Raw genomic sequence first — 12705 nt, forward strand, 5'->3', positions numbered from 1 at the left:
GTGCTCACCGTAGCGCCTACGTCCAGCAGCTCGGCAGCCGCGCCGAGAACGTCGGCGTCGACATCGATCATCGGACCACGTCCGCCGGGCGCCGCGCGCATCACCGGCCGCCGTCCGCGGGCGCGCCGGAGAGGGTCACCTCGACGGTCTTGGCATTGTTGCCCTGATCATCGGTGTAGGTGACTTTCACCTTGTCTCCCGGCTGGTGCGAGCGGACCGCGGCGACGAGCGCGTTCCCGGAATCGATCGGGCGGTCGTCGAGCTTCGTCACCACCGCCCCCGGCGGGATGCCCGCGCGCGCGGCGGGGCCGTCCGGCGTGACGTCGCGGACCTTGGCGCCCGAGACCTGCTGTGCCGGGTCCTGCTGCCGCGACACCGTGATCCCGACCTGCGCGTAGGTGGCCTTACCGGTCTTGATCAGCTCGTCGGCCACCCGGCGCGCCTGATCGACGGGGATCGCGAAGCCGAGTCCGATCGATCCGGTCTGTCCGCCCGCCATCTCGGTGGGGCCGAGCGTGGCGATGGCGGTGTTGATGCCGATCAGCTTGCCGCTGCCGTCCACCAGCGCCCCACCGGAGTTGCCCGGGTTGATCGCGGCATCGGTCTGGATCGCGTCGATCACCGGGCTGACCGCGGCGGCCTCGCTCCCGTCGCCGGTGGTGACGACGGGCCGGTTCAGCGCCGAAACGATGCCCGTGGTGACCGTGCCCGCCAGGCCCAGTGGCGAGCCGATCGCGACGACCGGCTGCCCGACCTGCAGATCGCCCGAGCTGCCCAGCTCGATGGGAGTGAGGCCGGACTTGCCGGAAACCTTGATGACGGCCAGGTCGGAGACCGGATCGGCGCCGACCAGCGTGGCGGGCGCGCTGCTGCCGTCGGAGAACACGACCTCCATCCTGGCGCTCGGCCCGCCGCCCGCGGCCACGTGGTTGTTGGTCAGGATCAGGCCGTCGGAGGACAGGACCACCCCGGAGCCCTCGCCCTCGGCCTTGCTGCTGGCCACCTTGATCATCACGACGCTGGGCAGCACCTTCTGCGCGACCGCCTGGGTGGAACCGGCCGGAGCGTTCACCGCGTTGCTCACGTTCGGCTTCGGAGCGTCCAGCGCGTTGGTCACCGGGGTGCGGCCGTCGTCGCCGTGCGTGACCAGCGCACCGACCGCACCGCCGACGCCGCCGCTGACCAGCGCGAGCGCGACCGCGCCGACGGCGAGGCCCGCGCGGAACGGACGCCGGGCCGGTGCGGGCGCGCCGTAGCCGGGGCCGTGCGCCTGCGTGGCGTCGTTCGGCGGACCGAAGGACGCGGGATACCCGGGGAACGGCGCGGCCGGATGGTGCTGCGGCGGGAACTGCGCGGTGTGGTGCTGCGCTTCCTGCGGACCGTAACCGGGGGCATGCGCCTGCCCCGGCCCGAACGCGCCCGTGCCCGGCGCGTCCGGCTCCCGGCGATCCTTCGAATCCTCGGTCATGGACTCCTCGTTTCTGCTCACGTCTCGTCCAGGTTGGCCGCGGGGACTGAGAGCGGACTGAGACCGTGCTTTCAGTTTTCCGAGAGCTGCCAAGGAACCGGTGCACGAAAAGAACCACCGGCAACTTGATGTCTCAAATCCTGCCGCAAACCAATCGGAGCATTGTCCGAAATACCCCACCGACGGCGAATTTCCGCACGAAACTCGAGATTGTGCCGGAAATGGAGTTCCGCCGCCCGCTATTGCGTCAATCCGGCACGGGCGCGCCCGGCTCGCCGGGCAACACGATGCGAACGACGGCGCCCCCGCGCGGCGAGGTATCGATGGCGATGGTGCCGCCGTGTTTCGTCACCACCTGTTTGACGATCGCCAGGCCGAGACCGGAGCCCGGCATCGACCGCGACGACATGACCCGATAGAAACGTTCGAACACCAGCTCCCGCTCCGCCGCCGGAATTCCTGGGCCGGCGTCGTCGATGGACAGCTCCAGCAACCCGGGGCCGCTCTCGCGCATCAGGATGCGCACCTGCGCGCCCGCCGGACTCCACTTGGCCGCGTTGTCCAGCACGTTCAGCACCGCGCGCTCCAAACCCGCCTCGTGCCCGTAGACGAACCACGGGCGCAGGTCGGCGACGAACTCGATGCCGGTGCGACGGCGGCGGGCCCGCTCCAGCGCGCGTTCGACGACCTCGCCCAGGTCCACGCGTTCGTAGACCGTCTCCGGCGCGTCCTCCCGCGCGAGGTCGACCAGGTCGCCCACCAGCGTGGACAACTCCTCGATCTGCGCCATCACGTCGGCGCGCAGTCCGGCCATGTCCTCGTCCGGGATGCGCGGAGCGCCGGGACGGCTCGACGCGATGAGCAGCTCCATGTTGGTCCGCAACGACGTCAGCGGTGTGCGCAGCTCGTGCCCGGCATCGGCGACGAGCCTGCGCTGCCGGTCGCGCGACTCCGCGAGCGCGCGCAGCATCGTGTTGAAACTCTCTGTGAGCCTTGCCAGTTCGTCGTCTCCGGTGACCGGGATCGGGGTCAGGTCGTCGGTGCGGGCGATCCGCTCGGTGGCCGCCGTCAGCCGCGCGATGGGCCGCAGACCGGTGCGCCCGACCGCCGTGCCCGCCGCTGCGGCCAGCACGACCCCGCAGCCGCCGACGACGAACAACAGCCAGGCCAGCCGGTCGAGCACCTCCCTGGTGCGATCCAGCCGCTGCGAGATGACCAGTGTGGCACCGGAATTGGTGTACACGGCCAGCACGCGCTGATCGCCGTCGGTGCGCAGCGACGAACTGCGCTCCCCGCGCGCCACGGACAGCTCCTGCGGACCCACCGGCGGATCGGTGGACTGCGGCGGCAGCCAGCGCCGCAGATCGGGGTAGATCAGCGCGATGCCGGTGTCGTCGTAGAAGGCCGCGGCGACCATCAGGTTGAGGTTGTTGAACCCGTAGGGATTGCTGGCGATCACGGCCGTGGACCGGCTGCGCAACTGGGCGTCCACGTCGGCGTACAACGCGCGCGCCACCAGCGCGTAGGCCGCGATCGATGTGACCGCGACCGCGATGGCCACCACGGAGGCGGCCAGCAGCGTCACCCGCCACCGCAGCGAGACCGAGCGGGTCAGCGGCATCGGCGGCCGCATGTCCACGGGCTCGGGCGGGCGCTGGCCGAGCGCGGCGACGGCGGGGCGTTTGGGGGGTGTTCGTGCCATGACCGCGGACCTACGGCGGCGTTTCACGCAGCACATAGCCCACGCCGCGCACCGTGTGGATCAGCCGCGGCTCGCCCTCGGCCTCGGTTTTGCGGCGCAGATAACCGATGTAGACCTCGAGCGCGTTTCCCGAGGTCGGGAAATCGTAGCCCCAGACCTCCTCGAGAATGCGGCTGCGGGTGAGCACGCGGCGCGGGTTCGCCATCAGCATTTCCAGCAGTGAGAACTCGGTGCGGGTGAGACTGATCGGCCTGGCGCCCCGGGATACCTCGCGGGTCACCGGATCCAGCGACAGGTCGGCGAACTTCATCGCCTCCGAGGCGTCCCCCGGCCCCGCGGCCGTGCGCCGCAGCAGCGCGCGCAGCCTTGCCAGCAGTTCCTCCAGCGCGAATGGCTTCGGCAAATAGTCGTCCGCCCCGGCGTCGAGCCCGGCGACCCGCTCCGATACCGAATCCCGCGCGGTGAGAACGAGAATCGGCAAATCGTCGCCCGTGCTCCGGAGACGGCGGCAGACCTCGAGCCCGTCGAGCCGGGGCATCATCACGTCCAGGACGAGGGCGTCGGGTCGCTGGACGGTTGCCTTCTCCAGCGCGTCCACGCCGTCCACCGCGAGATCGACGGAGTAGCCGTTGAAGGTGAGCGACCGGCGCAGCGATTCCCGGACCGCCCGATCGTCATCGACCACCAGAATGCGCATGCCACCAGTTTGACCGCAGCGACTGAGAGGTAACTGAGAGGGCGCTCCCGACACGCCGTGGTGAGCAGCGGCGACACTCCCCGGCGCGTCGCCCCTGTCAACGGGGCATGACCAGGGCCTTCCATGGCGCCGACGGGAAGTTGACGCGTCCCTTACGCATTCCACCGCGAATCATGTTCTCTATAGCCATATTCGGTAATTTGCGCGCCGACTCCCCCGGATTGCCGATGACCACTCTGCACGGTATGTTCCGTGCGGTAAAAAGAAGACCTCTAGTTGGTTCTTTGCGGGTTGAATCAATACCGAACAGCCACGCGCGCCCGAGGTCACTGGTGAAGCGGAGGCGACGGAAGCGGATGGAAGCTGCACCGCGGTCCTGGCAATTCAGCCTGTCGAACTGGTCGGTCACCCGCAAGGTTGGCGTCGTGCTGGTGCTTCCGGTGCTGTTGGCGACCGTCTTCGCCGTGCTCCGAATCAACAACGAACTGCGCACCATGGCGCAGTTGGACGCGGCGACCGAACAGGCCATCATCATCCGCCCGATCGTCAAGTTCGGCACGGCCACCGAGCAACTGGGCGTCACCGCGACCGCCACCTGGGGCAACACCGCGGACCCGCAGACCGACGCGGCGCTGACGAAGTTCGACCAGGCCCTGGCCGAACTGGAAGCGGCGCTGCAGACCACCAAGGTCAGCGGCCGGGTCACCTCCGAGCTCGCCTCGGCCATCGCCACCGGCACCACGATGCGCAACAGCCTGCGCAACGGCTCGCCCGCCATGGTCGGCGAGCAGTCCGACGAGATCATGGTCCGCATCGGCAACGCGCTCGCGCTGTCGCCCTCGGTGGACGACCTGGTCATCCAGCGGTACTTCCTGCAGCTGGCGTCGGTGCAGACCGCGCGGCGGGTGCTCACCCAGCAGCGCATGCTGATCGGCTCGCCGGACGCGGGCCGCAACCCGAGCGTGCGGCCCCGCGTGCTGGTCGCCGCGGGCGCCGAGATCACCATGATCTACCAGTACGCGCAGATCCTGCCGGACTACGCGGGCAATATGCGTCCGCTGCTGGACGCGGTGCAGACCCGCCTGGGCACCTTCAGCCAGAACGCCGCCGACCCGGCGACCAATCCCGCCGTCATCGACTCGCTGCTGATCAGCTCGGACACCTACGAGAAGACCACCGCGCAGTTGATCGACACCATCGACGGCGCGCTGGCCGACCGCACCACCGAAGCGCAGGCCGGTGCGCTGCGCGAGACGACGATCGTCATCGGCATGCTGCTCGCGGGCCTGGCGCTGGCGCTCTCGGTCGCGCGCACCCTGGTCGTCCCGGTCCGCCGCCTGCGGCGCGACGCGCTGGAAGTGGCGCACATCAAACTGCCCGACGAACTCGCCGTGGTGCGTGCGGGCGGCACCACCCCCGAGATCACCCCGGTCGCGGTGCACACCACCGACGAGATCGGCCAGCTGGCCCGCGCCGTGGACGAGATCCACGAGCAGGCGCTCAACCTCGCCGCCGACCAGGCCCGTCTGCGCCTGCAGATCGGCAACATGTTCGAGACCCTGTCGCGGCGCAGCCAATCGCTGGTCGAGCAGCAGTTGGCGCTGATCGAGGACCTCGAGCACGACGAGGACGACACCGACCGGTTGCAGAGCCTGTTCCGTCTCGACCACCTGGCCACCCGCATGCGCCGCAACGGCGACAACCTGCTGGTGCTGGCCGGCACCGCGCTGCGCCGCGGCCAGCTGCACCCGGTGCCGCTGTCGGACATGCTCTGGAGCGCGGTCTCCCAGGTGGAGGACTACCAGCGCGTCGAGATCGGCGCGGTGCCCGACGGCATCGTCGCGGGCGAGCCCGCCGTCGACATCGAGCACCTGCTCGCCGAGTTGATCGACAACGCGCTGCGTTACTCCCCGCCGACCACGCCGGTCACCGTGATGGTGTCGCGCGCGGTGGACGGCGGCTACCTGATCGAGATCACCGATCGCGGCCTCGGCATGTCCCTGGAAGACCTCCAGACCACCAACGACCGGCTCGCCTCCGGTGGTGAGGTCACGGTCGAGACCGCGCGCCGCATGGGCCTGTTCGTCGTCGGCCGCCTGGCCAAGCGCCACACCATCACGGTCAGCCTGCGCCGCACGTCCACGATGGCGCAGCAGCCCGGCATCACCGCCAGCGTCCACCTGCCCGGCGCGCTGGTGGCGCCGCCGATGGACGCCACCGACCCGGCGGGCAAGCCGCTGGACATCACAGCCGAGCATCCGCTGCCCTCGCTCGCCACCCCGCCCACCGGTGGGCAGCCGCGCAACCTGGTTCCGGTGCCGAGCCTGCCGCAGCGCGACACCGCGCGCTTCGGCGTGACCAGTTCGGGCCTGCCGCAGCGCCGTCCGGCCATCCGGGTCGCCGACACCCCCGACCAGCCCACGGTCTCCACACCGGTCGGCCGCGCGGTCAGCCCGGCGGACCAGCCGGCCACCCAGCCATGGCCGGTGCTGGCTCCGCGCGCCGACGAGCGCACTCCCTCCGGGCCGTTCGCCGCGGTGCCGCCCGGCGCGGGTGAGCAGCCCGTCGAGCGGGAGCAGCAGCCCGCGCGCACCGATCTGTGGACCGAGGTCAAGGACGACGAGCCGACCACCGGGCCGACGCCCGCCGTGCCGGCCCAGCCGCCCGCGCCGCAGACCACCGCTCGATCCGGCCTTCCGATCCGGAAGCCGGCCGCACCCGCCGAGCCACCGCAGCAGCCGGCACCGGAACCCGCGACGGTGACCTCGTCCCGGCTGCAGCCGGTCGCGGGCGCGTCCCCGACCCCCATCTACCAACGCATGGTCTCGGAATGGCTGGTCGAGCCCTCGACCTCGCCATCGCCGGACAGCTCGTGGTCCTCGCCTGGTGACGCGGGCTGGCTGGCCGCCGAGGACGCCAGCCATCCGACCACCACCGCGCGCACCGTCGGCGGGCTGCCGATCCGCAGGCCGGGCGCCCAGCTGGTGCCCGGCGGCCTGGCCCCCGCGGAGGACGCGGGCACGCGCGATCCGGAAGAAATCCGCAACAATCTGACCAGGCATCTCAGTGGGGTCCGCAGCGGGCGGGCCAATGCGCAGTACAACGACGGAGGGCTTGCATGACCAACGCGAACAACAGCACCACGGACGAGAATCTGAACTGGCTGGTCGCCCGCTTCACCCGAGATGTACCCGGCGTGTCCCATGCGGTGCTGGTCTCCGCGGACGGCCTGTTGCAGGCCACCAGTCCGCACCTGCCCAGCGATCGCGCCGAACAGCTCTCCGCCGTCACGGCCGGACTCGCGAGTCTGTCCATGGGCGCGGCGTCGCTGTTCGACGGCGGCAAGGTGATGCAGTCGATCGTGGAGATGCAGCGCGGCTACCTGCTTGTGATGAGCGTCGGCAACGGCTCGCATCTGGCCGTGCTGGCGAACAAGTCCCACGACATCGGCCGTATCGGCTACGAGATGGCCCTGCTGGTCGATCGGGTGGGCTCGGTGGTCACCGCGACCGCGCGTACCGCTGTCTGAGCGTGAGATGTCCAACCCATACGGCCCCGGACCACGCCCGACCACGCGCGTCCGGCCTTACGCCCTGACCTCGGGGCGCACCGAACCCGCGATCGACCTGCCGTTGGAGGCGGTCATCGAAACGTTGTCGTACACTGCACATCTCGACTGGCCGACCGGCGACATCCGCACCGAGATACTGCGACTCGGCACGCATCGGCTGTCGGTCGCGGAGATCGCGGCGCATCTGGACCGGCCGCTGGGCATGGTCCGCGTGGTGATCGGCGACCTGGTCGTCGACGGCACCATGCGCGTGCATTCGACCCTGACCGAAGAGGCGAGCTATGACGAGCGCCGTTCCCTGATGGAGAGGACATTGCGTGGACTCCGCGCCCTATAGGAATTCGGGGCCCAGTGGACATCCCGGGCCAAGTGGAAATCTCGCACCGGGCAACGCCCCCGGCCAGGACGGCTTCGAGAATCGGGTCGCCTCGACGAAGATCGTCGTCGCCGGTGGCTTCGGCGCGGGCAAGACCACGTTCGTCGGCGCGGTCTCGGAGATCGTTCCGCTGCGCACCGAGGCGATGGTGACCCGCTACTCCGACGGCATCGACGATCTCGCCGAGACGCCGGAGAAGGAGACCACCACGGTCGCCATGGATTTCGGCCGGATCATCCTGCCCGGCAACCTGGTGCTCTATCTGTTCGGCACACCGGGCCAGCGGCGGTTCTGGTTCATGTGGGACGACCTGATCCGTGGCGCGATCGGCGCCGTGGTGCTGATCGACACCCGGCGGCTGGAAGACAGCTTCGCCGCGGTCGACTTCTTCGAGGCGCGCAAGCTGCCGTTCCTGATCGCGGTCAACCGGTTCCCGGACGCGCCGCGCTTCCCGATCGCGGAACTGCGCGAGGCGCTGTCGGTGCGCGAGGGCGTGCCGATCGTCGACATCGACGCGCGCAACGCGATCGAGGTGCGCCAGGCGCTCGCCGCGGTGACCGAGTACGCGATCGCTCAGCTGAAGGCCAGCGAACTGGAAGGAACCGCCCGCCATGCGTGAGGTCGCGGTGCTGGCCGCGGAGAGTGCCGCCGCGACGTCCGTCGACCAGTTCGCGCTCGGCTATTGGCTGATCGCGCTGTCGCTGGGCATCTCGGTCCTCGGCGCGGTGGTCGGCCTCGCGTGCATCGTGCACGGCGCGCGCTCGGTTCAGTTCCGGCTGGTGTGGCTGGTCTCGGCGGCGATATCGCTGGGCGGCGTCGGTGTGTGGCTGGCCACCTCGGTAGCCATGCTCGGCCTGAAAGTTCCCGGCAGCGCGATGCGTTACGACCCGGGCAGGCTGGTCGCCGCCCTGGTGGTCGCCATCGTGGCGGTCTTCGCGGCGCTGCTGATCGTCGGACGCACGCCCCGGCTCGCACTGCTGCTGCCCGGCGGACTGGTGCTCGGCCTCGGCATCGGACTCACGCACTACCTCGGCATCGGCTCGCTGGAGATCCAGGGCTCGGTCGGCGTGACGGCCTGGCTGGCCTCCGTCTCCGCCGTGATCGGCGTGATCACCGCGACGGCGGTGCTGTGGCTGTTCCAGACCATGCGCTTCCCGCTGGCTCGCGCCGCGACGGTGCTGCTGTTCGGTGTCGGCGTGGCCGCCACGTACTACACGGCGGTGGCCGCCCTGCATTTCGACGTCAACCGGTCGGCGAAGGTGCCCGGCGGCGTGGAGCTGTTCGACTTCGTGTTCCCGATGTTCGTCATCGGCTTGCTCGCGCTGACCGTGCCGATCTCCGCGGTGCTGATCGCCCCGGATCGCCGCGAACTGGCCGCGCCGCCGAAGCCGCGCAGGCCGAAGCTGGAGCCAGCCCGCTGACCCGCGACTGATCGACGGTTTCCCGCTGGCCGATCCCCGTGGGCGAGCGGGATTCGGCGATGCCACGGTCGCACCCGCCCGGCCCACTTACAGTGGAGGCCATGCGTTTCGGTCTCGATTACGCCGCGGGACGCCCGGGGGGCGCGGCGATTCGGGCGGCGGGGTACGACTTCGTTGTACGGTATCTGTCCGACGGCGGCCCGAGTCTGCCCGGCAAGCTGCTCACCCCGGCCGAGGCGAACGATCTGCGTGCGCACGGAATCTCGATCGTCTCGAACTGGGAGACCACGGCCGCGCGAATGCTGGACGGTTACGGCGCCGGCATCGTCGACGCGCGTGCGGCTCTCGCGCAAGTGCTGCGCTGCGGCGGCCGGGTGGACCGTCCGATCTATTTCTCCGCGGATTTCGACGCGACGCAACAGGACCAGTTGCGCATCAACGCTTATCTGGACGGCGCGGCGACCGTGCTCGGCCGCGCGAACGTCGGCATCTACGGCGGGTACTGGGCGGTCAGCCGCGCGCTGGACGCCGGGTACGCGACCTGGGCCTGGCAGACCGACGCATGGTCCGGCACGAACGTGGAGACCAGGCGTGCCATTCATCAGACGCGGCGCCAAGTGACGGTCGGCGGCGTGCGCTGTGACGTGAACGAGGCCGAGACGATCGATTTCGGCCAGTGGGATTTCGTGGAACAGGAGGAGCCGGACGTGACGCCGGAACAAGAGGCAGTGCTGCGCGACATCCAGATCCAGCTGCGCGGACCCGACTTGTCCGGCTGGCCGCAACTGGGCGCGGACGCGGACGGCCGGAATCGTACGCTGGTGGACGGATTGGCCGCGGCGCTGGCGCGCATCGCGACATTGGAGCACGAAGCCGCTGAATTGCGAACGCAAGTAGGCGAATTGCGTACCGAGATCAGCGAACTGGAAGCGACGACGGCCGAGCTGACCGAGCAGGTGGAGCGCTGGAACGGACGCCACTGGCCGTGGCCGCTGTCGCTGATCGAGGGCCCGGCGGCGCTGGTCGGTGAACAGCTGGCTCGCCTGGAGGCGTTGCTGCCGGACTTCCCCGGCCTGCCCGGCCACGACGGCACCCGGCGCGCGGCGGACGACGACGCCGAACCGGCGGCGTTGACCTCGAAAAACCGAGCCCACACCGGCGCGATCGACGAACGCGCGCCGTTCGGTGAACGCGAGTGACCGGGAAAGTGAAACCGGCTGACTGCCCCCAAAATTGGCGATGAGCGGGTTCTCTTGGGAACCAAGAGAACCCGCCCTCGACGACGAGGGTACCGGTATCGGGCTGCGAGCGCACCATTTTCGGCGAACTTTTCTGTGACCGAAAACCAACCGACGGTCCGGGATCCCGCCGGTGGCTATTCGGTCGCAATCGCCCCTGGCGCAATAGTGCGACGTGATGCCGGACACATTGATAGCTAGAGATTAGCTACATACTTCCCGATGGCCCGGAAATTTTTTTCCAGAAGGCGCCGAAGTGGCCGTTTCCGGACGGTCGACCAGCACCTCACGGGTTCCGGGCGTCAGTGGCATCGGTCGAGCAATCACCGGTCGCGGCGTCGGCGCCGGGCCGGGAGGCCGGCTCGCGGGCGTACCGCTCAGAGTTTCTCGACGTCGATCAAGCCGCGCCGCACGGCAGCGACCAACCTGCGCGGCACCCGGTGCACAACGCCGCCGATGGTGACCGGCACCAGATCCACCGGCGCGGCCTTCCAATTCGACCGGCGGCTGCGCGTGTTCGACCGCGACATCTTCCGCTTCGGCACCGCCATCTCAGGCCTCCTTCCGCACGCGCTTGCCGTACTTGCGTTCGAACTTCTCCACCCGTCCCTGAGCATCCAGCACGCGGTGCGCGCCGGTCCAGAACGGGTGCGAGTCGGCGGTGACGTCCACCGTCAGCAGCGGGTAGGTGTTGCCGTCGGTCCACTCCACGGTGCGCGCGCTGGTCGCCGTGGACCGGGTGAGAAACCGCTTGCCGGTGCCCGCGTCCTCGAAGACCACCGGGTGGTAGTCCGGATGGATACCTTTCTTCATTTCGCCTCTCCTTTCGGGGTTTTCAGGTCCTGCGCGGGCTGCCCGGACTCCTCGTCGCTCACGCACGGGTCGGCGTGCCACTCGCCGAACGGGTCCTCCCATCGGGCGACGCGCTCGGGTGCGCGCTCGACCAGGCGCAGTTCGTCGTCCTCCACCAGCGCCCAGTGCAGCGCTTCGCGGATCTGCGCCGGATCGGCGTCGTGCACCAGGATCGACAGCGAGACGTCGCGGTCGCCGAAGCGCTCGTCCCAGCGCAGCGCGGCCATCGCCCGGCGCTCCGGGTCCGCCTCGGCCAGTTCCGCTTCCGGCATCGCGGCCAGCCAGCGCCCGGCACCGCCTACGCGCAGGCCACCGCCGGCGGATTCCAGCCACACCACCTCGTCGGGCTGGGTGGCCAGCCACAACCGTCCGCGGGCGGTCACCACGCCGTCGAACAACACGTCGAGCGCCTCGTGCAGCCGGGCGGGGTGAAACGGCCGGGCCGCCGCGAATTCCACGAGTTCCACGCCATAGTCACTGGTCAGCGGCGGTCGGCCGCGTAGAAGCGGTGCGTGCGCGTCGAAGACCCGGCCGCGGCGCGAATCGGCGGGCACGCGCGCGAGCAGGGACTCGACCAGGGCTGGTGTGACGGAGTTCGGCTCGTCCACCCAGGCGACCGGCGCGCCGGGAACCAGCCTGGCCAGGATCGCGGCGAGCTTGCCCCGCTCGACCGCGGCGTCGGCGAACGGTGCCGCGGCCGCGGCACCGAGGACGATGACGGCATCGGCGAAATCGACCTGCCCGACGGCGACCTGAGCCACCGTGCGGTCGTCCTCCGCGGCGGCGAGGCCGCGTTCGGCGAGCGTCTCGTCCCCGGTCGCGTCGGCGAGCCAGACCGCCGCGTCCAGACAGGTCAGCACGGCATCCACGCGCACGTCGCGCCCGGCGGGGCCGTCGACGCGACCGTGCACCCCGGTGACCACTACGTGCTCGATGGCTTGGCACACCGCTTCGGCCTCGAAGGCCGGGTCCAGCGCGAGCACGATGCGATCCACGGATTCGCGCCGGGCCAGGGTGCACAGCAGCGGCAGCAGATCCATGCGCAAGGTGCAGGAGACACAGCCGTGCGCGAGTTCGAGCACGGCCGAAGTCTCGCGCGTCGCGGTGCGCACCGTGCGATGCACGATGCCCTCCCGCAGTTGGGTCAGATCATGGCGGACCACGACGGTGCCCGCGGCCATGCCCAGCATCGCGGCCGCGCGATCCACGCCCGCCGCGGCGAGTCCGGCGAAACCGGCGAGCACCACCACGGGCGTTCTGCGGTCGGAGCCGGGTGGGACCAGGGTGGAATCTGCCGCCGCCACCGGAAACCCCTTTCAGTAACGATTTTCATTTGCTGTACGGCAACGGTACATTGTCGAGCAGTTGTTGTCGAAAATG

12 protein-coding genes are annotated in these 12705 nt (G+C 70.0%); 6 read left to right on the forward strand and 6 right to left on the reverse strand.

The genetic code is table 11. From position 1 onward, the window contains the following. Nucleotides 1-100: 100 nt before the first annotated feature. From ACH49X_RS30610 to ACH49X_RS30620, 3 genes are all read right to left on the reverse strand, one after another. Nucleotides 101-1468 (reverse strand): S1C family serine protease, encoded by a 1368-nt coding sequence (locus tag ACH49X_RS30610; RefSeq protein WP_195078382.1) that lies wholly within the window; start codon nt 1466-1468, stop codon nt 101-103. A gap of 247 nt (nt 1469-1715) precedes the next feature. Beyond that, complete coding sequence (locus tag ACH49X_RS30615; protein WP_195078381.1) at nt 1716-3170, reverse strand: HAMP domain-containing sensor histidine kinase; 1455 nt, start codon at nt 3168-3170, stop codon at nt 1716-1718. A gap of 10 nt (nt 3171-3180) precedes the next feature. Continuing rightward, the gene (locus tag ACH49X_RS30620) at nt 3181-3867 is read right to left on the reverse strand and encodes a response regulator transcription factor (protein ID WP_067795419.1); all 687 of its coding nucleotides are present in this window, start codon (nt 3865-3867) and stop codon (nt 3181-3183) included. Nucleotides 3868-4223: 356 nt separating this feature from the next. On the opposite strand from ACH49X_RS30620, the gene ACH49X_RS30625 reads away from it, so the two are divergent. From ACH49X_RS30625 to ACH49X_RS30650, 6 genes are all read left to right on the forward strand, one after another. Next, the gene (locus tag ACH49X_RS30625) at nt 4224-6989 is read left to right on the forward strand and encodes an ATP-binding protein (RefSeq protein WP_195078380.1); all 2766 of its coding nucleotides are present in this window, start codon (nt 4224-4226) and stop codon (nt 6987-6989) included. Continuing rightward, entirely contained in the window at nt 6986-7396 is a 411-nt protein-coding gene (locus ACH49X_RS30630) for a roadblock/LC7 domain-containing protein (RefSeq protein ID WP_039801134.1), read from the forward strand. Before ACH49X_RS30625 ends, ACH49X_RS30630 begins: the two co-directional genes overlap by 4 nt. 7 nt (nt 7397-7403) lie before the next feature. After that, complete coding sequence (locus ACH49X_RS30635; protein WP_040782732.1) at nt 7404-7775, forward strand: DUF742 domain-containing protein; 372 nt, start codon at nt 7404-7406, stop codon at nt 7773-7775. A gap of 100 nt (nt 7776-7875) precedes the next feature. After that, complete coding sequence (locus ACH49X_RS30640) at nt 7876-8433, forward strand: ATP/GTP-binding protein (protein ID WP_039801302.1); 558 nt, start codon at nt 7876-7878, stop codon at nt 8431-8433. Further along, entirely contained in the window at nt 8426-9235 is an 810-nt protein-coding gene (locus ACH49X_RS30645) for an MHYT domain-containing protein (RefSeq protein ID WP_195078379.1), read from the forward strand. The genes ACH49X_RS30640 and ACH49X_RS30645 overlap by 8 nt, the downstream gene beginning before the upstream one ends. A gap of 101 nt (nt 9236-9336) precedes the next feature. Next, nucleotides 9337-10434, forward strand: coding sequence for a glycoside hydrolase domain-containing protein (locus ACH49X_RS30650; protein ID WP_357103851.1), 1098 nt, complete (start codon nt 9337-9339; stop codon nt 10432-10434). 416 nt (nt 10435-10850) lie between these two features. Here ACH49X_RS30650 and rpmF read toward each other — a convergent pair whose 3' ends face one another. The 3 genes from rpmF to mrf are packed head-to-tail and all read right to left on the reverse strand — an operon-like array spanning nt 10851 to nt 12629. Beyond that, nucleotides 10851-11024: a 50S ribosomal protein L32 gene (rpmF, locus tag ACH49X_RS30655; RefSeq protein ID WP_067795428.1), complete on the reverse strand. Its 174-nt coding sequence runs from the start codon at nt 11022-11024 to the stop codon at nt 10851-10853. A gap of 1 nt (nt 11025) precedes the next feature. Continuing rightward, a complete protein-coding gene (locus ACH49X_RS30660) occupies nt 11026-11286 on the reverse strand; it encodes a type B 50S ribosomal protein L31 (RefSeq protein ID WP_195078377.1) in 261 nt (86 codons plus the stop codon). Further along, complete coding sequence (gene mrf, locus ACH49X_RS30665) at nt 11283-12629, reverse strand: ribosome hibernation factor-recruiting GTPase MRF (RefSeq protein ID WP_323124151.1); 1347 nt, start codon at nt 12627-12629, stop codon at nt 11283-11285. Before mrf ends, ACH49X_RS30660 begins: the two co-directional genes overlap by 4 nt. Nucleotides 12630-12705: the final 76 nt, after the last annotated feature.

The organism is Nocardia sp. NPDC019323 (assembly GCF_044389845.1).
Taxonomy (GTDB): domain Bacteria; phylum Actinomycetota; class Actinomycetes; order Mycobacteriales; family Mycobacteriaceae; genus Nocardia; species Nocardia implantans.

Excerpts from the sequence above, each read along its gene's own strand:
- ACH49X_RS30650 (WP_357103851.1), top strand. The coding sequence starts at position 9,337 with ATGCGTTTCGGTCTCGATTACGCCGCGGGACGCCCGGGGGGCGCGGCG.
- ACH49X_RS30630 (WP_039801134.1), top strand. The coding sequence starts at position 6,986 with ATGACCAACGCGAACAACAGCACCACGGACGAGAATCTGAACTGGCTG.
- ACH49X_RS30660 (WP_195078377.1), bottom strand. The coding sequence starts at position 11,286 with ATGAAGAAAGGTATCCATCCGGACTACCACCCGGTGGTCTTCGAGGAC.
- ACH49X_RS30615 (WP_195078381.1), bottom strand. The coding sequence starts at position 3,170 with ATGGCACGAACACCCCCCAAACGCCCCGCCGTCGCCGCGCTCGGCCAG.
- ACH49X_RS30620 (WP_067795419.1), bottom strand. The coding sequence starts at position 3,867 with ATGCGCATTCTGGTGGTCGATGACGATCGGGCGGTCCGGGAATCGCTG.
- rpmF (WP_067795428.1), bottom strand. The coding sequence starts at position 11,024 with ATGGCGGTGCCGAAGCGGAAGATGTCGCGGTCGAACACGCGCAGCCGC.
- ACH49X_RS30635 (WP_040782732.1), top strand. The coding sequence starts at position 7,404 with ATGTCCAACCCATACGGCCCCGGACCACGCCCGACCACGCGCGTCCGG.
- ACH49X_RS30610 (WP_195078382.1), bottom strand. The coding sequence starts at position 1,468 with ATGACCGAGGATTCGAAGGATCGCCGGGAGCCGGACGCGCCGGGCACG.
- ACH49X_RS30625 (WP_195078380.1), top strand. The coding sequence starts at position 4,224 with ATGGAAGCTGCACCGCGGTCCTGGCAATTCAGCCTGTCGAACTGGTCG.
- ACH49X_RS30645 (WP_195078379.1), top strand. The coding sequence starts at position 8,426 with ATGCGTGAGGTCGCGGTGCTGGCCGCGGAGAGTGCCGCCGCGACGTCC.